This is a genomic window from Rhodopseudomonas palustris, assembly GCF_013415845.1.
Taxonomy (GTDB): Bacteria; Pseudomonadota; Alphaproteobacteria; order Rhizobiales; family Xanthobacteraceae; genus Rhodopseudomonas; species Rhodopseudomonas palustris_F.
Genome location: NZ_CP058907.1, coordinates 4806284 through 4831561, shown reverse-complemented (window position 1 = coordinate 4831561; position 25278 = coordinate 4806284). Strand labels below are relative to the sequence as shown.

Annotated in this window: 23 protein-coding genes and 1 pseudogene; 13 read left to right on the top strand and 11 right to left on the bottom strand. The window is 64.3% G+C overall.

Annotated elements, in window-relative coordinates; translation table 11 throughout:
- Positions 1–8 precede the first annotated feature (8 nt).
- The 11 genes from HZF03_RS22120 (at position 9) to HZF03_RS22070 (ending at position 13226) form a co-directional block, all read left to right on the top strand.
- A complete protein-coding gene (locus HZF03_RS22120) occupies positions 9–3146 on the top strand; it encodes an efflux RND transporter permease subunit (RefSeq protein WP_119019908.1) in 3138 nt (1045 codons plus the stop codon).
- A 17-nt stretch (positions 3147–3163) separates the two neighbouring features.
- On the top strand, positions 3164–3778 hold the full coding sequence (locus tag HZF03_RS22115; RefSeq protein WP_119019909.1) for a TetR/AcrR family transcriptional regulator: 615 nt from the start codon (positions 3164–3166) through the stop codon (positions 3776–3778).
- A 17-nt stretch (positions 3779–3795) separates the two neighbouring features.
- Positions 3796–4413 (top strand): flavin reductase family protein, encoded by a 618-nt coding sequence (locus tag HZF03_RS22110; RefSeq protein WP_119019910.1) that lies wholly within the window; start codon positions 3796–3798, stop codon positions 4411–4413.
- Positions 4414–4600: 187 nt separating this feature from the next.
- Positions 4601–5398 (top strand): DeoR/GlpR family DNA-binding transcription regulator, encoded by a 798-nt coding sequence (locus tag HZF03_RS22105; protein ID WP_119019911.1) that lies wholly within the window; start codon positions 4601–4603, stop codon positions 5396–5398.
- A 189-nt stretch (positions 5399–5587) separates the two neighbouring features.
- Positions 5588–7129: a glycerol-3-phosphate dehydrogenase gene (glpD, locus tag HZF03_RS22100; protein WP_174270118.1), complete on the top strand. Its 1542-nt coding sequence runs from the start codon at positions 5588–5590 to the stop codon at positions 7127–7129.
- Positions 7126–8205 (top strand): ABC transporter ATP-binding protein, encoded by a 1080-nt coding sequence (locus tag HZF03_RS22095; RefSeq protein ID WP_011159943.1) that lies wholly within the window; start codon positions 7126–7128, stop codon positions 8203–8205. Before glpD ends, HZF03_RS22095 begins: the two co-directional genes overlap by 4 nt.
- A 12-nt stretch (positions 8206–8217) precedes the next feature.
- On the top strand, positions 8218–9318 hold the full coding sequence (locus HZF03_RS22090; protein WP_119019912.1) for an ABC transporter ATP-binding protein: 1101 nt from the start codon (positions 8218–8220) through the stop codon (positions 9316–9318).
- Complete coding sequence (locus tag HZF03_RS22085; protein WP_119019913.1) at positions 9318–10220, top strand: carbohydrate ABC transporter permease; 903 nt, start codon at positions 9318–9320, stop codon at positions 10218–10220. Before HZF03_RS22090 ends, HZF03_RS22085 begins: the two co-directional genes overlap by 1 nt.
- Complete coding sequence (locus HZF03_RS22080) at positions 10220–11026, top strand: carbohydrate ABC transporter permease (RefSeq protein ID WP_011159940.1); 807 nt, start codon at positions 10220–10222, stop codon at positions 11024–11026. Before HZF03_RS22085 ends, HZF03_RS22080 begins: the two co-directional genes overlap by 1 nt.
- A gap of 10 nt (positions 11027–11036) precedes the next feature.
- Positions 11037–11363 carry a DUF2160 domain-containing protein gene (locus HZF03_RS22075; protein ID WP_119019916.1) on the top strand — a complete coding sequence of 109 codons (327 nt, stop codon included), beginning with the start codon at positions 11037–11039 and terminating at the stop codon, positions 11361–11363.
- A 72-nt stretch (positions 11364–11435) separates the two neighbouring features.
- Positions 11436–13226, top strand: a complete 1791-nt coding sequence (locus HZF03_RS22070; RefSeq protein WP_119019914.1) for an ABC transporter substrate-binding protein — start codon at positions 11436–11438, stop codon at positions 13224–13226.
- A 254-nt stretch (positions 13227–13480) separates the two neighbouring features.
- Here HZF03_RS22070 and HZF03_RS22065 read toward each other — a convergent pair whose 3' ends face one another.
- The 11 genes and pseudogenes from HZF03_RS22065 to HZF03_RS22015 form a co-directional block, all read right to left on the bottom strand.
- Complete coding sequence (locus HZF03_RS22065; protein WP_119019977.1) at positions 13481–14581, bottom strand: alkene reductase; 1101 nt, start codon at positions 14579–14581, stop codon at positions 13481–13483.
- A gap of 243 nt (positions 14582–14824) precedes the next feature.
- On the bottom strand, positions 14825–15133 hold the full coding sequence (pufW, locus tag HZF03_RS22060; protein WP_012497598.1) for a reaction-center light-harvesting complex 1 protein PufW: 309 nt from the start codon (positions 15131–15133) through the stop codon (positions 14825–14827).
- Between the two features lie 371 nt (positions 15134–15504).
- Positions 15505–16572 carry a branched-chain amino acid ABC transporter permease gene (locus HZF03_RS22055; RefSeq protein ID WP_179906220.1) on the bottom strand — a complete coding sequence of 356 codons (1068 nt, stop codon included), beginning with the start codon at positions 16570–16572 and terminating at the stop codon, positions 15505–15507.
- Complete coding sequence (locus HZF03_RS22050) at positions 16569–17594, bottom strand: branched-chain amino acid ABC transporter permease (RefSeq protein ID WP_012497596.1); 1026 nt, start codon at positions 17592–17594, stop codon at positions 16569–16571. Before HZF03_RS22050 ends, HZF03_RS22055 begins: the two co-directional genes overlap by 4 nt.
- Positions 17591–18313 carry an ABC transporter ATP-binding protein gene (locus tag HZF03_RS22045; RefSeq protein ID WP_119019975.1) on the bottom strand — a complete coding sequence of 241 codons (723 nt, stop codon included), beginning with the start codon at positions 18311–18313 and terminating at the stop codon, positions 17591–17593. Before HZF03_RS22045 ends, HZF03_RS22050 begins: the two co-directional genes overlap by 4 nt.
- Before the next feature lie 223 nt (positions 18314–18536).
- Positions 18537–19301: an ABC transporter ATP-binding protein gene (locus HZF03_RS22040; protein WP_011159932.1), complete on the bottom strand. Its 765-nt coding sequence runs from the start codon at positions 19299–19301 to the stop codon at positions 18537–18539.
- Positions 19302–19560: 259 nt separating this feature from the next.
- Positions 19561–20745 carry a substrate-binding domain-containing protein gene (locus HZF03_RS22035; RefSeq protein ID WP_119019974.1) on the bottom strand — a complete coding sequence of 395 codons (1185 nt, stop codon included), beginning with the start codon at positions 20743–20745 and terminating at the stop codon, positions 19561–19563.
- Between the two features lie 81 nt (positions 20746–20826).
- Positions 20827–22128, bottom strand: a complete 1302-nt coding sequence (locus HZF03_RS22030; RefSeq protein ID WP_119019973.1) for a lytic murein transglycosylase — start codon at positions 22126–22128, stop codon at positions 20827–20829.
- 184 nt (positions 22129–22312) lie between these two features.
- Positions 22313–22585, bottom strand: a complete 273-nt coding sequence (locus tag HZF03_RS22025; RefSeq protein ID WP_119019972.1) for a type II toxin-antitoxin system YafQ family toxin — start codon at positions 22583–22585, stop codon at positions 22313–22315.
- A 10-nt stretch (positions 22586–22595) separates the two neighbouring features.
- Positions 22596–22949, bottom strand: a complete 354-nt coding sequence (locus tag HZF03_RS22020) for a type II toxin-antitoxin system RelB/DinJ family antitoxin (RefSeq protein WP_119019971.1) — start codon at positions 22947–22949, stop codon at positions 22596–22598.
- Positions 22950–22985: 36 nt separating this feature from the next.
- A pseudogene (locus HZF03_RS22015) lies at positions 22986–23213 on the bottom strand (short-chain fatty acyl-CoA regulator family protein); the annotation flags it as partial.
- A 113-nt stretch (positions 23214–23326) separates the two neighbouring features.
- Between HZF03_RS22015 and HZF03_RS22010 the strand changes: the two are divergent.
- Together HZF03_RS22010 and HZF03_RS22005 are read left to right on the top strand one after the other, a co-directional pair.
- Positions 23327–24040, top strand: a complete 714-nt coding sequence (locus tag HZF03_RS22010) for a hypothetical protein (RefSeq protein WP_133303265.1) — start codon at positions 23327–23329, stop codon at positions 24038–24040.
- 8 nt (positions 24041–24048) lie between these two features.
- Positions 24049–25245 carry a helix-turn-helix domain-containing protein gene (locus HZF03_RS22005; protein WP_119019969.1) on the top strand — a complete coding sequence of 399 codons (1197 nt, stop codon included), beginning with the start codon at positions 24049–24051 and terminating at the stop codon, positions 25243–25245.
- Positions 25246–25278 lie beyond the last annotated feature (33 nt).

Below are 25278 nucleotides of genomic sequence, written 5' to 3'. Positions count from 1 at the left end.
GTGCGGCGATGCGTTTCAATCTGTCGGCCTGGGCGGTCCGACATCCGGCGCTGATCCTGTTTCTGATCTGCGCGCTCGGCTTCACCGGCATCTATTCGTATCAGCGGCTCGGCCGCGGCGAAGATCCGTCATTCACCGTCAAGGTCGCGGTGGTGTCGGCGATCTGGCCCGGCGCCACCGCCAAGGAGATGCAGGAACAGGTCGCCGACCCGATCGAGAAGAAGCTGCAGGAGCTGCCTTACTTCGAAAAGGTGCAGACCTATTCGAAAGCGTCGTTCACCGCGATGCAGGTGACGTTCCGCGACTCGACGCCGCCGTCCGAAGTGCCGCACCTGTTCTATCTGCTGCGCAAGAAGCTGTGGGATGTCGCGCCGCAGCTGCCGAGCAATTTGATCGGCCCGTCGATCAATGATGAATACGGCGACGTCGATTCGATCCTCTACATGATGACCGGCGACGGCGCGAGCTACGCGCAGCTCAAGAAGGCCGCCGAAGGATTGCGGCAGCGGCTGCTCAAGGTCGCGGGCGTTTCCAAGGTCAACATCTACGGTACCCAGGACGAGAAGATCTATGTCGAGTTCTCGCACGCCAAGCTGGCGACGCTCGGGCTGACGCCGCAGGCGATCTTCGACTCGCTCGCCAAGCAGAACGCGGTGGTGCCGGCCGGCACGGTCGAGACTTCGTCCCAGCGTGTGCCGCTGCGCGTCACCGGCGCGCTCGATGGTGCGCAGGCGGTGGCGGAGACGCCGGTCGAAAGCGGCGGCCGGGTATTTCGGCTCGGCGACGTCGCCGAGATCCGGCATGGTTATGTCGACCCGACCGATTATCAGGTGCGCCAGAAGGGCAAGCCGGCGATCGGCATCGGCGTCGTCACCGCCAAGGGCGCCAACATCCCGCAGCTCGGCGAGCAGGTCAGTGCGGCGACCACGTCGTTCATGGCCGACGTGCCGCAGGGCATCGACATCGAACAGATCGCCGACCAGCCCGAAGTGGTGAAGCACGCGGTCGGCGAGTTCATGCGCTCGTTCGTCGAGGCGCTGGTGATCGTGCTGTTCGTGTCGTTCCTGGCGCTCGGCTGGCGCACCGGCATCGTGGTGGCACTGTCGGTGCCATTGGTGCTCGCGATCGTGTTCATCGTCATGAACGTGATGGCGATCGATCTGCACCGGATCACGCTCGGTGCGCTCATCATCGCGCTCGGTCTTCTGGTCGATGACGCCATCATCGCGGTGGAGATGATGGTGGTGAAGATGGAGCAGGGCTGGGACCGCGCCAAGGCAGCGTCGTTCGCCTGGGAGTCGACGGCGTTTCCGATGCTCACCGGCACGCTGGTGACCGCCGCCGGTTTCCTGCCGATCGGCTTCGCGAACTCCGGCGTCGGCGAATATGCCGGCGGCATCTTCTGGATCGTGGCGATCGCGCTGATCGCCTCGTGGTTCGTGGCGGTGATCTTCACGCCCTATATCGGCGTCAAGCTGCTGCCGGACTTCGCCGGCAAGAAGGGCCACAATCCGGACGAGGTGTATCACACCCGGATCTATCGCGCGCTCCGCGCCGCGGTCACCTGGTGCGTGCGCTGGCGCGGCACGGTGGTGACGGCGACGGTCGGCATCTTCATCGCCGCGGTGGTCGGCTTCGGCCACGTCCAGCAGCAGTTCTTCCCGCTGTCGGAACGGCCTGAACTGTTCCTGCAGCTCCGCCTGCCCGAAGGCACCGCGTTCGACGTCACCATGAAGTCGGTGAAGGAAGCCGAGACGCTGCTGAAGGACGACGGCGATATCGCGACCTACACCGCTTACGTCGGCAAGGGCTCGCCGCGGTTCTGGCTCGGCCTCAATCCGCAGCTTCCGACCGAGTCGTTTGCCGAGATCGTGGTCGTCGCCAAGGACGTCGCGGCGCGCGAGCGGATCAAGGCGCGGATCGAGCAGGCTGCGCATAGCGGCCGGCTCGCGGCGGCGCGGGTGCGTGTCGACCGCTTCAACTTCGGCCCACCGGTCGGCTTCCCGGTGCAGTTCCGGGTGATCGGTCCGGACACCGCCAAGGTCCGCGAGATCGCCTATCAGGTCCGGGACGTCGTGAAGAAGAACGCGAACGTCGTCGATCCGCATCTCGATTGGAACGAGCAGTCGCCGTATCTCAAATTGGTTGTCGACCAGTCGCGTGCCCGCGCACTCGGCCTGACGCCGCAGGACGTCTCGCAGGCGCTGGCGATGCTGATCTCCGGTGCGCAAGTCACGACCGTGCGGGACGGCGTCGAAAAGATCGGCGTGGTCGCGCGCGCGGTGCCGAACGAGCGGCTCGATCTCGCCCGGATCGGCGAACTCACCATTACGGCCCGCAACGGCATGGCGGTGCCGCTGTCGCAGGTCGCCAAGGTCGAGTATTCGCACGAGGAGCCGATCCTGTGGCGGCGCAATCGCGACATGGCGATCACCGTGCGCGGCGACGTCGTCGACGGCGTGCAGGCGCCGGACGTCACCAACGCGATCTGGCCGCAGCTCGAGAACATCCGCGCCAATCTGCAGCCGGCCTACCGGATCGAGACCGGCGGCGCGATCGAGGAGTCCACCAAAGGCAATGCCTCGATCTTCATCCTGTTTCCGGTGATGGTGATTGCGATGCTGGCGCTGCTGATGATCCAGCTGCAAAGCTTCCCGCGGCTGCTGCTGGTGTTTCTCACCGCGCCGCTCGGCATCATCGGCGCCTCGCTCGGGCTCAACGTCGCCTCGGCGCCGTTCGGCTTCGTGGCGCTGCTCGGCCTGATCGCGCTCGCCGGCATGATCATGCGCAATGCGGTGATCCTGGTCGACCAGATCGAGAGCGATGTCGCGCACGGTTCGCCCCGGCGTGAGGCGATCGTCGAGGCGACGGTGCGCCGGGCGCGGCCGGTGGTGCTGACCGCGCTGGCGGCGATCCTGGCGATGATCCCGCTGTCGCGCTCGGCGTTCTGGGGGCCGATGGCGATCACCATCATGGGCGGCCTGTTCGTCGCCACCTTCCTGACGCTGTTCTATCTGCCCGGCCTGTATGCGCTGTGGTTCCGCAACAGCCTGGACGAACGGGGGAAGGCCGAGGAGCCCGATCTCGCGCCGCAACACGGCGGCGCCGCGCCGAACGCCTTTCCGCTTGCCGACGCGGCGGAATAATTCAATATCTTGGCCCGATGACGCTGCTTTCCGAGAATACCGAAGCCGACATGCGGCACCGCATCCTGGTGGTGGCCGAACGCCTGTTCCGTGAGATCGGCTACCAGAAGACCACGGTGGCCGACATCGCCAAGCTGCTGCAGATGAGCCCGGCCAACGTCTATCGCTTCTTCGATTCGAAGAAGGCGATCCACAAGGGCGTGGCGCGGCATCTGATGGCGGAGGTCGAGCAGGCGGCGATCGCGATCGTCCACGCGCCCGGTCCCGCCGTGCAGCGGCTGCGCGATCTGCTCACCACCGTGCACCGGATGAATTGCGAACGCTACATCGGCGACGCCAAGCTGCACGAGATGGTGGCGATCGCGATGGAGGAGAACTGGGACGTCTGCATCGCCCATATGGAGTTCATCACCGGCACGATCGGCGAGGTGATCGTCCAGGGCGTGGCGAGCGGCGAGTTCAAGGTCCTTGACGTGCCGCAGGCGGCGAGCTGCACCTGCGCCGCGATGATCCGGTTCTTCCACCCGCAGATGATCGCGCAGAGCTTCAACAAGGAGCGGCCGACCCTCGAGGACATGATCGATTTCGTGCTGGCGGCGCTCGGCGCCGGCCGGCGCGCCGACGCGCAATAACAACAAGGATATCCCGCGTGACTGATCTGCATTCCTACCAGCCGGCGAAGGGCCACGGCCTCAAGCACGACCCGTTCAACGCCATCATCGCGCCGCGGCCGATCGGGTGGATTTCGTCCTGCGACGCCGAGGGCCGTGTCAACCTCGCGCCCTACAGCTTCTTCAACGCCTTCAACTACCACCCGCCGCTGATCGGGTTCTCCTCCACCACCTGGAAGGACACCGTCGCCAACATCCAGCGCACCGGTGAGTTCGTCTGGAATCTGGTGACGATGGATCTGGCGCAGGCGATGAATGCCACCTCCGCCAGCGTGCCGCACGAGGTCGATGAGTTCTCGCTCGGTAATCTCACCAAGCTCGAGAGCGAGCTGGTGAAGCCGCCGCGGGTCGCCGAGAGCCCGGTGTCGTTCGAATGCAAGCTGTCGGAAATCATCCGGCTCAAGGGCGCCGATGGCGTCGAGGTCGATGCCTGGCTGACGATCGGCGAAGTGGTGATGGTGCATATCGACAAGCGCCTGATCGAAGACGGCGTCTATCAAACGGCTGCGGCGCGGCCGATCGTGCGCGCCGGCCGGCGCGGCGACTATTTCGAGATTCGCCCCGACGCGATGTTCGAGATGGTGCGGCCGGCCTGAACGGCTTTCCCAACTCCAGCAAAGGACTTCGCTTACGTCATGCCCGGGACGAGCCCGGGCATGACCAGGGGAGCGGCAGTGCGCAGCATCGGAGCTGCAGCTAACGGAGCGCAGCCGTCTCGCCCGGCGCGTTGACCTGACGCGCGAACAGCCGCACCATGGCGCATCAACGTTGCAAGGTGCGTGCGTGACGGCTCTGACCCATCGCCAGTCTGAAATCCTCAACCTCGCCCGCGCCTCGGGCCGGGTGATGGTCGAGGATCTGGTGCGGCGCTTCGAAGTGTCGGCACAGACCATTCGCAAGGATCTCAACGATCTGTGCGACCAGCGCTCGCTGACGCGAATCCACGGTGGCGCGATCATCGCCTCCGGCGTCGCCAACCTCGCTTATGAAGCGCGCCGCTTCGTCGCCGCCGAAGAAAAGAAGGCGATCGGGGCCGCGGCGGCGGCGCAGATTCCCAACGGCTGCTCGCTGTTCATCAACATCGGCACCACCACCGAGGAGGTCGCCAGCGCGCTGTCGGCGCATCAGGATCTGTTGGTGATCACCAACAATCTCAACGTCGCGATGCTGCTGTACCGGCATCCGCGGATCGAGGTGATCGTCGCCGGCGGTACCGTGCGGCGTGCCGATGGTGCGGTGATCGGCTCCACCGCCACCAGCCTGATCGGCCAGTTCAAGGTCGACTACGCGATCATCGGCGCTTCGGCGATCGACGAAGAGGGCGCGCTGCTCGATTTCGATTATCGCGAAGTCCAGGCCTCGCAGGCGATCATCGCCAATGCCCGCAGCGTGATGCTGGTGGCGGATTCGACCAAGCTGGAGCGCAACGCGCCGGTGCGCATCGCCCATCTCAGCCAGATCCAGACCTTCGTCACCGACCGGGCGCTGCCGCCCTCGCTGCAGGCGATCTGCGATACGAATGGTATCGAGGTAATCGAAGCCTTCCCGGCGAAACCCGATCTCGACGAGTCCGCGGCCTAAACCGCCTCTCCACATCGTCAGTTGTGCCTGTCTCCCAGCGCCCGGGCGCGATTTCGCGCCGGGAAACGCGATGCTTTTGCAGATCGCAGTTGCTTTCGTTTTGGTTTGTGCTTTATTCGTTTTCCAGCGTAAATCGACAGAAGCGAAAGTGCATTGCAGCAAAATGCTGCAGTGCGGTGAGGAGCGTCGGTGGGGATGGTGTACGACCTCGCGATCATCGGGGGCGGGATCAACGGCTGCGGCATCGCGCGCGATGCGGCGGGCCGCGGACATTCCGTGTTCCTGTGCGAGATGAACGACCTCGCCAGCGGCACCTCGTCGTGGTCGACCAAGCTGATCCATGGTGGCCTGCGCTATCTCGAATATTTCGAGTTTCGTTTGGTGCGCGAGGCGCTGATCGAGCGCGAGCGGCTGTGGCAGATCGCGCCGCATATCATCGGGCCACTGCGTTTCGTGCTGCCGCATCACGACGGCCTGCGTCCGGCCTGGCGGCTGCGGCTCGGCTTGTTCATGTACGATTATCTTGGCGGCCGGAAGCTGCTGCCGCCGACCCGCTCGGTCGATCTGGCGCATGACGAAGTCGGCAAGCCCCTGATCCCCGGTCGCTACACCAAAGGCTTCGAGTATTCCGATTGCTTTGTCGACGACGCGCGGCTGGTGGTACTCACTGCACGCGACGCGGCCGAGCGCGGCGCCGAAATCCGCACCCGCACCCGCGCAGTCCAGGTCAGCCAGCAGGGCGGCATCTGGCAGGTGACGCTGGAAGATGTTGGTAGCGGCGCCCGCAGCACGATCCAGGCGCGGGCATTGGTCAACGCCGCCGGCCCCTGGGTCGAAGGCGTGCTCCGCTCCGGCGCCGGGGTCGATGCCCGCTACAAGGTGCGGCTGGTGCAGGGCTCGCACATCGTCACACGTAAGCTTTACGACCACGATCGCGCCTACATCTTCCAGAATGCCGACGGTCGCATCGTGTTCGCGATTCCCTATCAGGGCGACTTCACCCTGATCGGCACCACCGACCGCGACTATCACGGCGATCCGTCGCAGGTGAAAGCGACGCCGGAGGAAATCGATTATCTGTGCAAGGCGGTGAGCGGCTATTTCGCCAAGCCCGTGACGCCGGCCGATGTGGTGTGGACGTTCTCGGGCGTGCGGCCGCTGTATGACGACGGCGCCAGCGAAGCCAAGGCGGCGACCCGCGACTACGTGTTCGAGCTCGACACCCCGGGCGGCGCGCCGCTGCTGTCGATCTATGGTGGCAAGATCACCACTTATCGCCGGCTCGCCGAAGAGGCGCTGGAGAAGCTGTCGTCCTACCTGAAGGGCGGAACGGCCAAGCAGGGCTGGACCGCGCATCAGCCGTTGCCCGGCGGCGACTTCCCGGTCGACGGCGGTCCGGCGCTGATCGGCGACCTGCTGCGCGAGTATCCGTTCCTGGCCTCCGCGCATGCCTCGCGTCTGGTGCACGCCTACGGCACCCGGGCGCGTGACGTGCTCGGCTCGGCCAAGTCGGCGGCCGACCTCGGCCGCGACTTCGGCGCCACATTGACGGAGGCCGAGGTCCGCTATCTGATGAGCCGCGAATGGGCCTGCAGCGCGGACGACATCGTCTGGCGGCGATCCAAGCTCGGTTTGCGGCTGACACCGGCCGCGGTCGCCGCGCTCGACGAATGGGTCATCGTCCACCGCGCCGCCGAGAAGCCCCAGCAGCAAGCGGGAGGCCGGGCATGAGCGTCAGCCTGGAGAATGTCACCAGGGTGCTGGACGGCGTTCCGGCGATCCGCAACGTATCGCTGACGCTGGAACGCGGTACGCTCAGCGTGCTGCTCGGACCAACCCTGTCCGGCAAGACCTCGATCATGCGGCTGCTCGCCGGTCTCGACAAGCCGACCACCGGTCGTGTGCTGGTCGACGGCAAGGACGTCACCGGCGCCGATGTACGCACCCGCTCGGTGGCGATGGTGTATCAGCAGTTCATCAACTACCCGTCGCTGACCGTATACGAGAACATCGCCTCGCCGCTGCGCGTGCAGCGCAAGTCGCGCGCCGAGATCGAGCAGCGCGTTCAGGAGGCGGCCAAGCTGCTCAAGCTCGAGCCGTATCTGCAACGCACGCCGTTGCAGCTTTCCGGCGGCCAGCAGCAGCGCACCGCGATCGCCCGCGCGCTGGTCAAGGGTGCCGATCTGGTGTTGCTCGACGAGCCGCTCGCCAATCTCGACTACAAACTGCGCGAAGAACTGCGCACCGAGCTGCCGAAGATCTTCGAGGCCTCCGGCGCGATCTTCGTTTACGCCACCACCGAGCCTTCCGAAGCGCTGCTGCTCGGCGGCCGCACCATCTGCATGTGGGAGGGGCAGGCGCTGCAGGTCGGGCCGACCCCGCAGGTGTATCGCAAGCCCGACACCATGCGGGTGGCGCAGGTGTTCTCCGATCCGCCGCTGAACATCGTCGGCGCCGAGAAGAAGGCCGGCACCGTGCATTACTCCGGCGGCGTCACCGCGCCCGCGACTGGTGTATTCGCGAGCCTTTCCGATGGCGCCTATCGCGTCGGCTTCCGTGCGCATCAGATCGAGGTGAAGAGCGCCGATCCGGAGCGCCATGCGTTCCAGGCGACCGTGGCGGTCACCGAGATCACCGGCTCTGAGAGCTTCGTGCATCTGAAGCGCGGCGACGACTATTGGGTCGCGGTGCTGCACGGCATCCACGAGTTCGAACCGGGCCAGACGCTCGACGCCATCCTCGACCCCGCCAATCTGTTCGTGTTCGACGCGGCCGATCGCCTCGTCGCCGCGCCGAAGCCGATCTGAGGGGACAGCCCGATGGCACGCATCGATCTCGTCGATCTTGCTCACTCCTATCTGGTCGGTGACGACCTGCCACCGCAGGCCTATGCGCTGAAGCCGGTGTCGATGACCTGGCGGCAGGGCGGTGCCTATGCGCTGCTCGGCCCGTCGGGCTGTGGCAAGACCACGCTGCTCAACATCATCTCGGGGATCGTCACGCCGTCGCGCGGCAAGATCCTGTTCGACGGCCAGGACGTCACCGAGCTGTCCACCCGCGAGCGCAACATCGCGCAGGTGTTCCAGTTTCCGGTGATCTACGACACCATGACGGTGCGCGAGAATCTGGCGTTTCCGCTGAAGAACCGCGGCGTGCCGAAGGCGGACATCGCGAGGCGCGTCGCCGAGATCGCCGATCTTCTCGACCTGACGCCGAACCTGAACCGCAAGGCGACGCGGCTCACCGCCGACGCCAAGCAGAAGATCTCGCTCGGCCGCGGCCTGGTGCGCAACGACGTCGCTGCGATCCTGTTCGACGAGCCGCTGACGGTAATCGACCCACATTTGAAGTGGGAGCTGCGCTCCAAGCTCAAGGCGCTGCACCGCGCGCTGGATCTCACGATGATCTACGTCACCCACGACCAGACCGAAGCGCTGACCTTCGCCGACACCGTGGTGGTGATGCATGACGGACGTGTGGTGCAGAGCGGCACGCCGGAAGAACTGTTCGAACGTCCCGCCCACACCTTCGTCGGCTATTTCATCGGCTCGCCGGGCATGAACATTGTGCCGGCCGAGGTGAAAGGGCGCGAGGCGCTGGTCGCCGGCCATCGCGTGCCGCTCGCCCGCAGCTACGACAAGCTCCCCTCCGGCAAGATCGAGATCGGGGTGCGGCCGGAATTCGTCCACCTCACCGCCAAGGCGCCGGGCCTGATGACGGGCCGCGTCGAGCGGATCGACGACCTGGGGCGCATTCGCTTTGCCTCAGTGTGGGTCGGCGACGTCAAGTTCGCCGCGCGCGTCCCGGATGGCTTCTCGCCCAGCGGAGACGAAGCCGCGCTGCGGTTCGAGCCGTCGCGCATCCACGTCTATGCCGACAGCGAAATCGTCGAAGGCAGCTCACTGGAGCAGGTCGCCTGATGGACAAGGTCGTCAACCAGAAAGCCTGGTTCCTGGTGCTGCCGGTGTTCGCCATCGTGGCGTTCTCGGCGATCCTGCCGTTGATGACGGTGGTGAACTATTCGGTGCAGGACACTTTCGGCAACAACCAGTTCTTCTGGAACGGGGTGGGCTGGTTCAAGGAACTGCTCGATCCGTCGACCGATCTGGGGGGCCGGTTCTTCGCCTCGCTGTGGCGCAATCTGGCGTTCTCGGCGATCATTCTCGCCATTGAAGTCCCGCTCGGCATCGTGGTGGCGCTGGCGATGCCGCGCCACGGCTGGTCGGTGGCGCTCTGCCTGGTGATCATGGCGCTGCCGCTGTTGATCCCGTGGAACGTGGTCGGCACCATCTGGCAGATCTTCGGCCGTCCCGACATCGGCCTGATGGGCTACACGCTCAATCATCTCGGCTTCAATTACAACTACGTGTCCAACGATTTCGACGCCTGGGCCACGGTGGTGGTGATGGATGTCTGGCACTGGACCAGCCTGGTGGCGCTGCTGTGCTATGCGGGCCTCAAGTCGATCCCGGACGCGTATTATCAGGCGGCGCAGATCGACGGCGCCTCGCGCTGGGCGGTGTTCAAGGCGATCCAGCTCCCGAAGATGCACCGCGTGCTGCTGATCGCCGTGCTGCTGCGCTTCATGGACAGCTTCATGATCTACACCGAGCCGTTCGTCGTCACCGGCGGCGGGCCGGGAAATTCGACCACCTTCATCTCGATCGAGCTGGTCAAGATCGCGCTCGGCCAGTTCGACCTCGGCAAGGCCGCGGCGCTGTCGATCGTCTACAACCTGATCATCATTATCGTGTGCTGGGTGTTCTACACCGTGATGACCAATGCCGGTAACGAGCGGCGACAGGCCGAAGGGAGTATGTGATGCATTCGATCCCCGGCCGCCGCATCGTCATGGCGCTGTATCTGTTGTTCCTGATGTTGCCGATCTATTGGCTCGTCAACATGAGCTTCAAGACCAATGGCGAGATCGTCTCGACCATGACGCTGTGGCCGCACCAGCCGACGCTGGAGAACTACCGGACGATCTTCACCGATCCGAGCTGGTATTCGGGCTACATCAACTCGCTGCAATACGTCGTCATCAACACCGTGCTGTCGATCTCGTTCGCACTGCCGGCTGCTTACGCTTTCTCGCGTTATCGCTTCCTCGGCGACAAGCACCTGTTCTTCTGGCTGCTGTCGAACCGCATGGCGCCGGCCGCGGTCTATGCGCTGCCGTTCTTCAATCTGTATTCCGCGCTCAACCTGTTCGATACGCCGTGGGCGGTGGCGCTGGCGCACTGCCTGTTCAACGTGCCGCTGGCGGTGTGGATCCTGGAGGGCTTCGTCTCCGGCGTGCCGAAGGAGATCGACGAAACCGCGTTCCTCGACGGCTACTCGTTCCCGCGGTTCTTCGTGAAGATCCTGATGCCGCTGATCGCCTCGGGCATCGGCGTCGCGGCGTTCTTCTGCTTCATGTTCTCATGGGTCGAACTGCTGCTGGCTCGCACCCTGACCTCGGTCAACGCCAAGCCGATCTCGGCGGTGATGACCCGCACCGTGTCGGCCGCCGGCATGGATTGGGGCCTGCTCGCCGCCGCCGGCGTGCTCACCATCATTCCGGGTGCGCTGGTGATCTGGTTCGTCCGCAACTACATCGCGCGCGGCTTCGCGCTCGGCCGGGTGTAAGGGGGCCATGATGGAATCCTTCGCATGGATGGCGTGGACCTCGCCGACCGCGGCGTTCTTCGTCGCGCTCGCCGGCACGCTCGCGACCATGACCTGGCTCGCGGTGGTTGATCCCGAGGTCGAGCGCGTCGGCATCCTGCGGATTCCGACGACGCGCGGCGACCGGCTGTTTCTGTCGCTGATCCTGGCCGCGGTGATCCATCTGGTCTGGATCGCGGTGGTCGGGACCGATCCGCTGCTGACGCTGCCGATCGGAGAAGGACTCGAAGTGTCGAGCCTGTGGCTCGCCACGCTGCTGTCGTTGGTCTCGGCCGTTGCGATCTTCCGCACCGTCTGATCCCGGCGAAAGAGGAACAGATCCGGGATCAACCCGGACCTGAATGGTGTCGCTCAACGGAGGAAACGAACGATGATTGGACGAAAGCCCCACCTCAGCCGTTTGCGGCTGATGACGATGGCGAGCGCCGCGGCGCTTGTCGCCGGGTCGATGACGCTGGCGGCGCCGGCATGGTCGGCCGATGATGCTGTGCTGAAGAAGTGGATCGACGAGGAATTCCAACCTTCGACGCTGTCGAAGGAGGAACAGCTCAAGGAATTGCAGTGGTTCGCCAAGGCGGCCGAGCCGTTCAAGGGCATGGACATCAACGTCGTCTCCGAGACGCTGACCACGCACGAATACGAAGCCAAGACGCTCGCCAAGGCGTTCAGCGAGATCACCGGCATCAAGCTGAAGCACGACCTGATCCAGGAAGGCGACGTCGTCGAGAAGCTGCAGACCCAGATGCAGTCCGGCAAGAACGTCTATGACGGCTGGATCAACGATAGCGACCTGATCGGCACGCACTTCCGCTACAACCAGACCATCGCGCTGTCGGACTACATGAAGGGCGAGGGCAAGGACGTCACCGATCCGATGCTCGACGTCGCGGACTTCATCGGCACGTCGTTCACCACGGCGCCCGACAAGAAGATGTATCAGCTGCCGGACCAGCAGTTCGCCAACCTGTACTGGTTCCGCTACGACTGGTTCACCAATCCGGACTACAAGGCCAAGTTCAAGGCGAAGTACGGCTACGACCTCGGCGTCCCGGTGAACTGGTCGGCCTATGAGGACATCGCCGAGTTCTTCACCAACGACCTCAAGGAGATCAACGGCGTCAAAGTCTATGGCCACATGGACTACGGCAAGAAGGATCCCTCGCTCGGCTGGCGCTTCACCGACGCCTGGCTGTCGATGGCCGGCAACGGCGATAAGGGCCTGCCGAACGGTCTGCCGGTCGACGAATGGGGCATCCGCATGGAAGGCTGCCGTCCGGTCGGCTCGTCGATCGAGCGCGGCGGCGACACCAACGGCCCAGCGGCGGTGTACTCGATCGTCAAATATCTCGACTGGATGAAGAAGTACGCCCCGCCGCAGGCCCAGGGCATGACGTTCTCGGAGTCGGGCCCAGTGCCGGCGCAGGGCAACGTCGCCCAGCAGATCTTCTGGTACACCGCTTTCACCGCCGACATGGTGAAGCCGGGCCTGCCGGTGATGAACGCCGACGGCACGCCGAAGTGGCGCATGGCGCCGTCGCCGCACGGCGCGTACTGGAAGGAAGGCATGAAGCTCGGCTACCAGGACGTCGGCTCGGCCACGCTTCTGAAGTCGACCCCGGCTGACCGCCGCAAGGCCGCCTGGCTGTATCTGCAGTTCATCACCTCCAAGACGGTGTCGCTGAAGAAGAGCCATGTCGGTCTCACCTTCATCCGTGAGAGCGATATCTGGGACAAGTCGTTCACCGAACGAGCGCCGAAGCTCGGCGGCCTGATCGAGTTCTATCGCTCGCCGGCCCGCGTGCAATGGTCGCCGACCGGCAACAACATCCCGGACTATCCGAAGCTGGCGCAACTGTGGTGGCAGAACATCGGCGACGCGTCGTCCGGTGCGAAGACCCCGCAAGCTGCGATGGACTCGCTGGCCGCGGCGCAGGACTCGGTGCTGGAGCGCCTCGAAAAGTCGAAGGTGCAGGGCGATTGCGGTCCGAAGCTGAACAAGAAGGAGACCGCCGAGTACTGGTACGCCAAGGCCGAGAAGGACGGCAACATCGCGCCGCAGCGCAAGCTGGCGAACGAGAAGCCGAAGGGTGAAACCGTCGACTACGACACCCTGATCAAGTCCTGGCCGGCGACCCCGCCGAAGCGCGCCGAAGCGAAGTAAGCTTCGCCGAACAAGCAACAAAGAACGCGAAAGGCCGGGAGCGATCCCGGCCTTTTTCATTGCTGAAGGTGAATTGATCCGCTGAGGTCGCCGCGCTGTGAGCGCGCTCCCTCGCCCCGCTCTTGCGGGGGGAGGGTTGGGGTGAGGGGCGAGGCGAGCACTGAGTCTCGGCCGCGTGGAAACGCCCCCTCACCCGACCGGCTTCGCTACGCGATGCCGGTCGACCTCTCCCCGCACGCGGGGAGAGGTAACAACTACTGCGCAGCCTGTGCCGTCTCCAGCGTCGGGTAGTCGGTGTAGCCCTTGGCGCCGCCGCCGTAGAATGTCGACTTGTCGGGCTCGTTCAGGGGAGCATTCCGCTTCAGGCGCTCGACGAGGTCCGGGTTCGAGATGAACGGCTTGCCGAATGCGATCAGGTCGGCCGCACCGGCGTCGAGCTGCTTGTTGGCAAGCGCGAGGTCGTAGGCGTTGTTGCCGATATAGCTGCCGCTGAAGCGCTTGCGCAAACTCGCGTAGTCGAACGGCGCAATGTCGCGCGGGCCGCCGGTGGCGCCTTCGATGACGTGGATATAGACCAGCTTCAGCTTGTTGAGTTCGTCGACGATGTAGTCGAACAGCGCCTGCGGGTTGGAGTCGGAGACGTCGTTGGCCGGGGTCACCGGCGAAATCCGGATGCCGGTCCGCTCCGGTCCGATCTCCTTGGCCACCGCTGCGGCGACTTCCAGCATCAGCCGCGCGCGGTTCTGGATCGAGCCGCCATATTCGTCGGTGCGCTTGTTGCTGCTGTCGCGGGCGAACTGGTCGAGCAGATAGCCGTTGGCGCCGTGGATTTCGACGCCGTCGAAGCCGGCTGCGATCGCATTGGCGGCTGCTTTACGGAAGTCCTCGATGATGCCGGGGATTTCGGAGAGCTCGAGCGCGCGCGGCTCGGAGACGTCGGCGAATTGACCGCCCACGAAGGTCTTGGTGTTGGCGCGGATCGCCGAGGGCGCGACCGGGGCGCCGTGGTTCGGCTGCAGGTCGACATGGGAGATCCGGCCGACATGCCAGAGCTGGATGAAGATCTTGCCGCCGCGCTTGTGCACCTCGCCTGTGACCTTGCGCCAGCCTTCGACCTGGGCCTGCGAGTAGATGCCGGGCGTGTCCTGATAGCCCTGGCCCTGCTGCGAGACCTGGCTGGCCTCGGTAATCAGCAGTCCGGCGCTGGCGCGCTGGCCGTAATACTCGGCCGCCAGCGGGCTCGGGACGAGGCCCTCGGGGACCGCGCGGTTGCGGGTCAGCGGCGCCATCACGACGCGATTGGCAAGGGTGATCGGGCCGAGCTTAGTGGGCTCGAAAAGCTTGGAATTCGACATGAGGGGCCGTCCTGGACAGTTACGGATGCCTGGAACTTGGGGCGCGGCTCCCGAAACACAATGGCTTTGCCGAAAATAGATGCGTCCGCATGAAACTTTGGAGCGCGGTTTCCAAAATGCCGTTCAAGAGGGAAGAGATTTGCCGGAAATAACGCGAGGCCGGGATGATTCCTGCCGGTCCGCAGTTCGGCGGCGAGAGCGCCGCCGAACCTGTCTTCGCTATCGCGCGCTCGTTGCGCGCCCTCAGGCGGCCGCAACCGTGCGGCGCTGGCGGCGGAAGAACCAGAACACGATCGGGCCAACGAACAGCGTGCCGAACGCCGGCAGCGCGGCGACCCGCAGCATCGCGGTGGCGTCGAGCACTTCGCCGCCGATGCCGGCCTTGCCGAGCACGAAGGCGGCGACCAGCGTGATGAACGGCCCGACCACCATCGAAGCGGCACCGGCCGCCTGGCAGTACAATTTGCCTTCCGGCGCGGAGGCGGCCAGCACACGCGCAACCACGGCGGTGGCGACGAAGGCGATCGCGGTAAGGACCAAGAGCAGCATCATTCCAACTTCCTGTTTGGTCGGACGCTCCCCTGCCGCACCGTGAAGATGGTGCTGGAGTAGGGAGAATGTCCTAGGTCGACAAAGGCGCGGACTATGGGAGGGCGCCTGTTCAGCGGCAACAGGATACTTTGTGCGCTGCAAACGATGTTGATCGAGCGCAGAAACTGCTTCTTATTTTACCGGCGCGGGTAGTCGCCCGAGAGGTATCGCAGGACGCGAACAGGCATTTTAATACCTAAATCCCGCACTCATGCGCTGAGCGATTTTCCGCCATCAACCTCTGGGGGGTGAAAAGCGGCACTAAAAAGCCGGAGCCTGGAATCGTTCGAACGATCCGGCGCCGATGCGCGCCTCCTACGACTTTCGTCGAGCTAGTCGGCGGCCTTCGGCGCCCCGCGCAATCGGCCGACGATTCCGGTCGGGAAGAAGTAGACGCTGGCGACGAACAGCAGCCCGAGCCACAGCAGCCAGCGGTCCGGATGTAATAGGTTCGGCAGCAGCGGGAGCCCCGCGTCGGCGGCGGCGCCCGAGGCTGCGCCCATCAGCGCCTGCAGATAGTTTTGCGCCAGGATGAAGATGGTGGCGCCGATGATGGCGCCGTAGATCGTGCCCATGCCGCCGATCACCACCATCAGCAGGATGTCCAGCATGATCGAGAAGCTCAGCGAGGTGTCCGGCCCGGCATAGCGTAGCCACATCGCATTCAGCACGCCGGCGGCGGCGGCGACCAGCGCGGCCAGCACATTGGCGTAAGTCAGATGAAACACGGTGCGATAGCCGAGCGCCTCGGCGCGGAAGCGGTTCTCGCGGACCGCCTGCAGCACGCGGCCGAATGGCGAGTTCACCACCCGCAGCAGCGCCAGGATCATGCCGGCGCAGCCGACCAGGATGATGTAGTAGGTCAGGATGCGGCCGTTGATCCGCACCCCGAACAGATCCTTGATAAACACCGTGCCGGGCCGCAGCAGCTCCGGCAGGCTGAAGCTGCGGCCATCCTCGCCGCCGGTCAGCCACGACAGCTGCGACGCCAGCACCAGGAAGGCGGAGGCGACCGCCAGCGTGATCATCGCAAAGAAGATCGCCTCGACCCGCAGCGAGAACAGCCCGATGACGAGCGCCAAGAGCGCGGCCAGCGGCAGGCCGATCAGCACGCCGGCGCCGACCGCGGCCCAGCTCGGCCCCATCCCGTACAGCGCGATCGCCACAGCATACGAGCCGATGCCGTAGAACATGGTGTGGGCGAACGACACCGTGCCGGTGTAGCCGAGCAGCAGGTCGTAGGACGCCACCAGGGCCGCGAAGATGCAGATCTTGGCGGCGACGTTGAGCGGCTTGGCGCCGGGAAACACGAACGGGGTGATCGCCAGCACCACCACGATCGTGATCAGCAGCAGCGACAGCACCCGGCTGCGCGGCGGGTCGCCCGACAGGATCATCATCGACTTGTCACCGCATAGAGCCCGCGCGGCCGCCACATCAGGATCGCGACCATCAAGAGGATGTTGGAAACCAGCGCCAGCTTCGGCACCAGGAAGCCGCCGTAATTGGCGACCATCGCCACCAAGAGCGCGCCGATGAAGCAGCCGCCGACCGAACCGAGCCCGCCGATGATCACCACGATGAAAATCAGCACCGTGAGCTCGTTGCCCATCGAGGCGTGCACCTGCTCGCGGTACAGCGCCCACATCACGCCGCCGAGCCCGGCCAGCGCCGAGCCGACCATGAACACGCCGAGGAACAGCCGCTTGACGTGATAGCCGAGCGCTTCGACCATCTCGCGGTTCTCGACGCCGGCGCGGATCAGAAGGCCGATCTTGGTGCGGTTCAGCGTCAGCTGGATGCCGACGAACACCACGAGGCCGACCAGCATCACCAGCAGGCGATATTTGGCGATCGCGATGTCGCCGATGATGAACGAGCCGCGCAGCGACGTCGGCAGCGGCAGCGGGATGATCTGCGGCCCCCACAGCGCATACAGCGCCTGCTCGGCGACGATCAGCCCGCCGGTGGTCATCAGGATCTGCTTCAGATGCTGGCCATACACGGGGAGGATCAGCACCCGCTCGACCACCACGCCGAGCGCGCCGGACACCGCCATCGCGGCCAGCACCGCCGGCACCAGCACGGCGAGATTGGTCAGCAGCGAATCCGCGCCCGACATCGCCGCGAGCGGCAGCAGCACCAGCGTCGCCACATAGGCGCCGACCGCGATGAACGCGCCGTGGCCGAAATTCAGCACGTCCATCAGTCCGAACACCAGCGTCAGACCGGACGCCATGATGAAGATCATCATGCCCATCGCTAGGCTGGCGACCGTCAGCGTCACCCACGAGGAGAACGAGCCGACCAGCGGCAGCATCAAGAGCGCCAGGATCGCCGGCAGCAGCACGGGAAGAAGATCGCGCTTGGCCTGCGGCAGCGGATCGGACGCGGACGGGGTGGGGATGTCGGTGGTGGTCACTGATGCGCCTCCAGGCTGAGGCCGAGCAGGCGTTCCTGCAGCGGCACGTCGGCGGCCAGCTCGGCCATCGCGCCGCGGTGCACGATCATGCCGTTGTCCATCACCAGCACGCTGTCGCCGATCTGCTGCGCGACGTGAAAGTTCTGCTCGACCAGCAGGATGGTGGCGCCGCTGCGCTTGATCTCGGCGAAGCAGTCGATCAGCGCGCCGATGATCGCCGGCGCCAGCCCCTTGGTCGGCTCGTCGATCAGCAGCAATTGCCGCGGTTCGATCACCGCGCGGGCGATCGACAACATCTGCTTCTGTCCGCCCGACAATGAGCCGGCGCGCGACAGCCAGAACTTTCGCAAGGCAGGAAAGAAGCCGAAGATCCAGTCGAGGCGCCCTGCATCCATCTCGCCGTCGCGCGCCGCGAGGATCAGGTTTTCCTTCACGGTGAGATCGGAGAACACCGCCATCGTCTCCGGCACGTAGCCGACGCCGAGCCGGGCGATGTCCGGCGTCGCCAGCGCCTCGATGCGACGGCCGCCGAGGGTAATCGTGCCACGCGACGCCGGCCACAGCCCCATGATGGTACGCAGCGTCGTGGTCTTGCCGGCGCCGTTGCGGCCGAGCAGCATCGTGGTCTGCCCTTCCGGCACCACGCAATCGACGCCCTGCAGAATGTGATAGCGCCCGATATTGGTATGCACGCCGGAAAGCGTGAGGAGGTCGGTCATCTGGCGTGAACTTTCCCCGAAGCCAAGCCTACTCCCCTCCCCCCTGCGGGGAGGGGGCGGGGGTGGGGGGCCACAACGGGATGCCATCCTCGCGTCGCCCTCACCCCAACCCTCTCCCGCAGGCGGGAGAGGGAGCTCGCCGGCGCAAGGGGAGATGGTGCGACCAACATCGCAGAAGCGGGCGTCTCCAGCATCGAAGCATTCGACATCTTCATCATCACCCTCACGCCGCACTCTTGCCCGGCGCGATGCCGAGATAGGCTTCCTGCACGATCGGCGAGGCGATCACTTCGGCGGGCTTGCCGTCGGCGACGAGCTTGCCGTGGTGGAGCACGATGATGCGGTCGGCGAGCGAGCGGACGACGTCCATCTTGTGTTCGACCAACAGGATGATCTTGCTGGGATCGGTCTTCAGCCGCGCGATCAGGTCGAGCACCACCGGCACCTCGTCGACGCTCATGCCGGCGGTCGGCTCGTCGAACATGTACACCTTCGGCTCCAGCGCCATCATCAGCGCGACTTCGAGCTTGCGCTGGTCGCCGTGCGACAGCGCGGTGGCCGCGACGCTGCGGCGGGCACCCAGCGCAACGCTGTCGAGAATGGCGTCAGCGCGTTCGATCAGGTCGCGCCGCGTCCGCCACGGCCGCAGCATGTCGTAATGCGTGCCGCTGTGCGCCTGCACGGCGAGGCGGACGTTCTCTTCGACGGACAGATTTGGAAACAGATTGGTGAGCTGGAACGCGCGGCCGAGCCCGGCGCGGGTCCGCAGCGGCGCGGTCATCTTGGTGATGTCCGCGCCGTCGAACAGGATGCGGCCGCCGCTTGGGCGGAGCTGCCCGGAGATCAGATTGAAATACGTCGTCTTGCCGGCGCCGTTCGGCCCGACGATCGCGGTCAGCTCACCGGGGCGAAACGCACAACTCACCGCATCGACCGCCACATGGCCGCCGAACCGGATGGTGAGGGATTGGGTTTCGAGGGTGGTCATGAGATCCGCGTTATCATCATTGAGTCTGAGCGTCCTCGAAGCAGTTGTGAAGCGGGCGGCCGCTTACACGACATCGAGCGGCAGTGTGGTCCACCGCGCTGCCCCCCAGCACGCCGTCATCCTCCGCGAAGGCGGAGGATCCAGTACGCCGCAGCGTTGCGGTCGTTTCACCGACGCTCTGGGATACTGGGCCACCCGCTTTCGCGGGTGGTGACGTTTGTGAATGAGGATGGCGACGCGCACCAAATCCGGAGCCGAGCTACTTCTTGTTCTTGATCGGGATCTCCATCTCCTCGATCTTCAATTCGCGCACCGGCTCCAGCACCGCCCAGGCGACGGCCGGGTCGACCTTGACCTTGAAGTGATACATGCTCTGCAGCGCCTGATGGTCTTCCTTGCGGAACACCATCTTGCCCTTCGGGGTGTCGAACTCCATGCCCTCCATCGCGGCGATCAGCTTCTCGGTGTCGGTCGACTTCGCCTTCTGCACGGCGGTGACCACGGCCATCGCGGCCGAGAAGCCGCCGGCGGTGAAGAAGTCCGGCGGCGCGTTGAAGCGCTTCTGGTGCTCGGTCACCAGCCACTCGTTGATCGGGTTCTTGGGGATGTCGTAGTAGTAATAGGTCGCGCCTTCCATGCCGGGCAGGCGCTTATAGGCGGCGAGCGCGGGGAGGATGTTGCCGCCGGTCGACAGCTCGATGCCGTAGCGCTTCGGGTCCATGTCCTGCAGCTTGGTGAGCGGATCGCCGCCGCCGGCCCAGATCACCCAGATGATTTTCTTGCCGGGCTTGTCCTTCAGCGCATCGAACAACCGCTGGCCGACCGCGGTGAAGTCGGTGGTGGTGGTCGGGACATATTCTTCGGCTGCGAGCGTCGCGCCGGTCTTGGCGAGCGCCTCCTTGAAGGCTGCGACGCCGTCGCGGCCGAATGCGTAGTCCTGCGCCAGCGTCGCGATGGTCACGCCCTGCTTGCCGATCGCGACCGCGTTGGAGATCGCGTCCTGCGAGGAGTTGCGGCCGGTGCGGAAGATATAGCGGTTCCACTTCTCGCCGGTGATCTGGTCGGCCACGGCCGGCTCGACGATCAGGATCTTCTTGTTCTCTTCGGCGACCGGCAGATCGGCGAGCGCCGCAGCCGACGACGAGGTACCGATCGCGATGTCGGCGCCGTCATCCTGATAGGCTTCGGCGAGTGCGGCTTTGGAGAGGTCCGGCTTGCTCTGATCGTCCTTGGTGATCACCACGATCTTGCGGCCGTCGAGCGTCATCGTGCCCTTGGTGGCGTATTCCAGCCCCATCATCAGGCCGGTCTCGGTCTGCTTGGCGTAGGCTTCGAGCGGGCCGGTCTTGCCGTAGATCAGCGCGATCTTGAGGTCGTCGGCGGCATGGACCGCGGTGGTAGCCAGCGCGACAGCCGTGGCTGTCATAATCAACAGATGACGCACGTCGTTTCCTCCAGGATATTATTGCGTCGCAGCCTAGAGCAAGTCGGCGGAATTTGAAAAGCCGCGGGACGGATTTTTCCGCTATTGCGGCAGCGGTGCTGGCGGACGGGCGCGTTTGGCGCGCCGCGGCTCGGTCGGCTGCATCGATTCTGCAGAAGCCGAAGGTGCCGGCGCAGCGCTGCCGCCCATGCGGGTGAGCAGTTCGGCGGTCGGCCAGGAATCCGCCGGCAGGCCGTATTTGAGCTGCATGGTCTTCACCGCGCTGCGGGTCTGCTGGCCGAGCACACCGTCGACCTTGCCGACATCGAAGCCGGCGCGCACCAGAAGCTGCTGCAGCTGTTTCATCTCGTTGAACGACAGCTGAGCGACTGCGGCGCGCGGCTTCTGCATCGGCCCGGCTCCGGCGATGCGGGTGGCGAGATAGGCCGCGGTGGTCGAATAGATCAGCGAGTTGTTCCACTCGGTGTAGGCGGCGAAGTTCGCATAGGCGAGGAACGCCGGGCCGTGCCGCCCCATCGGCAGCAGCAGCGAGGCCGGCAGCGCGTCGTTGGACAGCGGCCGGCCGTCCGCGTTGGTCACGCCCCACTGCGCCCATTGCGAGCGCGGATGCTTCACGGTGAGATCTGCCTGATCCCACGGCAGGTTCTCAGGAACGCGCACCTCCTGCAGCCACGGCTCGCCGCGTCGCCATTTCAGGCCGGCCGCGATGTAGTGCGCGGTCGAGCCGATCACGTCGGGCGCGCTGTGCAGCAGGTCGCGGTGGCCGTCGCCGTCATAATCGACCGCGTAGTCGTAATAATGCCGCGGCAGGAATTGCGTCTGACCGAGTTCGCCGGCCCAGGAGCCGATCATCTCGCCCGGCGTCAGGTCGCCGCGGTCGATGATCTTCAGCGCCGCGATGGTCTCGTCCTGGAACATCTCGGAGCGACGGCAGTCATAGGCGAGCGATACCAGCGAGCGCAGCGTCGACAGGTTGCCCTGGATCGCCCCGAAGTCACTCTCCAGCGCCCAGAACGCCGCGATCACCGCGGGCGGCACGCCGTACTCCTTCTCGGCCCGCGCGAACGCCTGCGCGTATTGCTTGATCAGTTGCTGGCCTTTGACGCGCCGTCCCTCCGACGCCATCCGTCCGGCGAACACCGTGAAGATCTGCCCGAACACCCGCTGCCCGCGGTCGCGATTGACGATGCCCTGATCGTACACCAGATACGGCGAGGCTTCCGCGATCGCGCTTTGCGATACGCCAGCCGCAACGGCTTTCTGTTTCAGGCCGGCGAGGAACTGCGGAAAGCTCTGCCCGCCATGACACGAGGCACCGCGCTGGGCGAGGGCGGGGGAGGAGAGCACTGTGGCTGCGGAGATCGCTGCCGCCGCACAAGCCATGCGCAGCCCGCGAGCAAGAGCGCGCACGTCTCGAACCGTCGAACCAAGCCGCAGCATCGCCACCTCACCAACGTCATCGCCGGGCTCGACCCGGCGATCCATCAAATCAGACGACGAGTCTTGGCGGGATGGGGTGCCGGGTCAAGCCCGGCAACGACGCCCGATGGGAGAGATCACGCTGCGGTCACTCGTCGAACAGGTCGGAGTGGGTGCCGGTTCGCGCCAGCAGCACGCTGTGTGCGTCGGTCTGATAGATCAGCAGCCAATCCGGCTCGACGTGACATTCCAGAAAGCCGCGCCATCTGCCTTTGAGGGCGTGCGGCCGATTGGAGGCGGGCAGAGGTAGGTCCCGTCGCAGAAGGTCGATGACCGCCGACAATTTCGACAGGTCATAACCGCGCTTCTTGATCCGCTTGTAGTCGCGCTTGAATGAGCCAGTATGGTCCAGCTCCTTCATGACACCCCGTTCAGCGGGTTGTCTTATCCAGATGGGCGAAGAACTCTTCGGTCGTGCCGCTGAATCGCGTGACCCGCCCGCGTTCGGCATTGCGTAAGGCGCGGATGGTCTCCTTGTTAGGAACCTTCACCGGAAACGGCATGCCTTTATGGGCGACGACCTGTTTGAGAAACATCGTCACCGCATCGGTGGTCGACAGCCCGATCTTGTCGAGCACCGCCTCGGCGCTCTTCTTCAGCTTCGGCTCGACACGCGCGTTGATGTAGCCGCTCTTGACCGGCTTACGGGCGGCCGTCTTGCCCGCAGTCTTCCCGTCCCGCTTCGCGGGAGAACGAGCTGTTTTGGTTTGGGTCTTCGCCGTCATACTTCACTGTAACACGTTTGCGTTACGCCAACCAGCTCACAGCTCCCGCGCGTTACTAAACGCAAAGCTGCTGGCCCGCCGCGTGTTCTCGTCCAGGATCAGCGTTCTTGTGATCGGCGGCTCCGCTCTTTGCGAGCAGTGTTCGCGCTCGCACAGGCGGCAGTTGACGCCGATCGGGGTGCCTTCGGCTTTCTCAAGCTCCATGGCGGCGGTGTGGATCAGTTTCGAGGCGTGGCACCCAAAGCCCATGGCTAAGCGTGGCTGCAAAGGAACTGCGACCGACAACGGTTTTCAAGATACCTTCGTAGCATTATTCCTTGTTTGTGCAAAAATATCGGTAGATAATCAGGTCTGGCGCAATGATTCGGGGCTCTGAAATGTCCGAGGATGAAATTGGTGCGCGTATCGTCGCGACTTTGCGTCGCGATCTGCTGATCGACCTTCTGGATGCCGCCGAGTCGCGGGCGCGTCAGGCTCACGAACTTATTCGCGACAACACTGACCTGACCGGGCGAAGTGCGCGAGGGCTGGAAGGGCAAGCTCGCTTCCGTCTGATGGAGAAGGGTTTTCAGGATGTGTGCGAACGTCATGGAGGGATGAGGCTGGAAGGGGACGTGATCCCCGGGACCGATCTGCAGTACTTTCAACCATTCATGCGGTTTGGGGGCGATAAACCGGGGGTACTGCTGGGATTGGCCTCGATGCCGGCACCGAGAGAGCTGCCAACAAAGAACAAGTCTAGGCTCGTGGGCGTGACCTTGAACTACCTTCTCACGCCGCGTCTGGACTTGGAAGGAGGCAAGGGAAGAGCCAAGCCGGGCGACATTTTCGTCCTCTTCCTCTTCGCTCGTGATCCCTCGCGGGGCGGCCGCCTTAATGAGGTTGCAGTTGGCGTTATCGATGCCGAGTATAACGGATTCCTTGAATATAGGACTGTTGAGCTGTTGATGGAGGCGTATGCTCCGCCTCCGAATTCAACAGAGCCCTCGTCAGGAGGTCAGCCGCTCGTCACGCTCAAGACGTCTCCCAGGGCTTTCAGGCCTCCGGAGAAGCCGGATTCGGACGACGCAACCGACAACCCATCAGGTTAAGTACGGACATGCCAATTGGTACACCAGGCTTCGTGCCAGGTCGCCTGACGGAGGTCAGGGCTGCTAGGAGGATTCCAAGTATGTCCGCTCTTGCGCGGGCGATGAGTTTGAATCCCAGTACTGTCTCGCGTTGGGAAGATGGAAGTTCGGCCCCTGATCCCGAGACTCTAACCCGATTGGCCGGATTTTTGCAGGTTCGACCGGAGTTCTTCTTTCGGCCCGAGCGCGTTTCAGCACGGCCGACGTTCCTTCGTTCACTTTCGTCCACATTAGTTCGGGATCTGCAGTATCAGAGCGCGCAAATGCGGTGGCTCCAAGAGATCAGCAATGCTGTCGAACACTATGTTGATCTGCCCCCCGTCAACATTCCAGACGTGATGGCGGGTGCCAGTTACCACCAGCTTCGTGACGAAGACCTTGAGCAGATCGCGCTAGATCTGCGGCGACATTGGGAACTTGGCGAAGGCCCGTGCGGCGATATGGTGCCGTTGCTCGAGCGGCTCGGTTTCGTTGTGGCCGTCATTGAAATGGGGACGGTGAAGCTCGACGGATTGTGCAGTTGGTCGCCAGGCGACGATAGACCGCATATACTGCTTGCGAGTGATAAAATGTCGTTCGCTCGGCGCCAAATGGATGCTGCGCATGAAATGGCGCATGCGATTCTCCATCGCGACGTGTCCGAAGAACAGCTCAAACGAGACCTAAAGCTGATAGAGACGCAGGCGTTCCGGCTAGCTAGTGCTTTCTTGCTTCCTTCGACTACCTATCCAGTCGAGATGCGTTTCCCCTCGCTCGCAAGTATGGTGACCGCGAAGGAGCGTTGGCGGGTGTCGATCAAGGCACAAATCAAACGGTTGGCGGATCTCGATGTTATTCCTGGTGACTTTGCTACACACCTCTACAAGCTGTATTCTGCTAAGGGGTGGACAAAGGAGGAGCCGTTCGATCGCCAATGGATACCCGGCGAACCCCGATTGCTTCGAGATGCTCTTCATTTGATTGTTGATGGAGGTGTTCGGTCGAAGTCAGATCTGTTGGCGCTCGAATTTACAATTCCGGCGGGTGATGTTGAGAATCTAACGGGATTGCCGCCAGGCTGGTTCGCTCATGAGGCTGCTATGGTCGTTCGTCTTAAACCGAGTCCGGGACGAGTGTCTGACGGTGCAGAAATGGGCGAGGTGGTTTCGTTTACTAGGCGAGACTGAGTAACAACCCCGTGGCAATACAAGCCTTGCTGT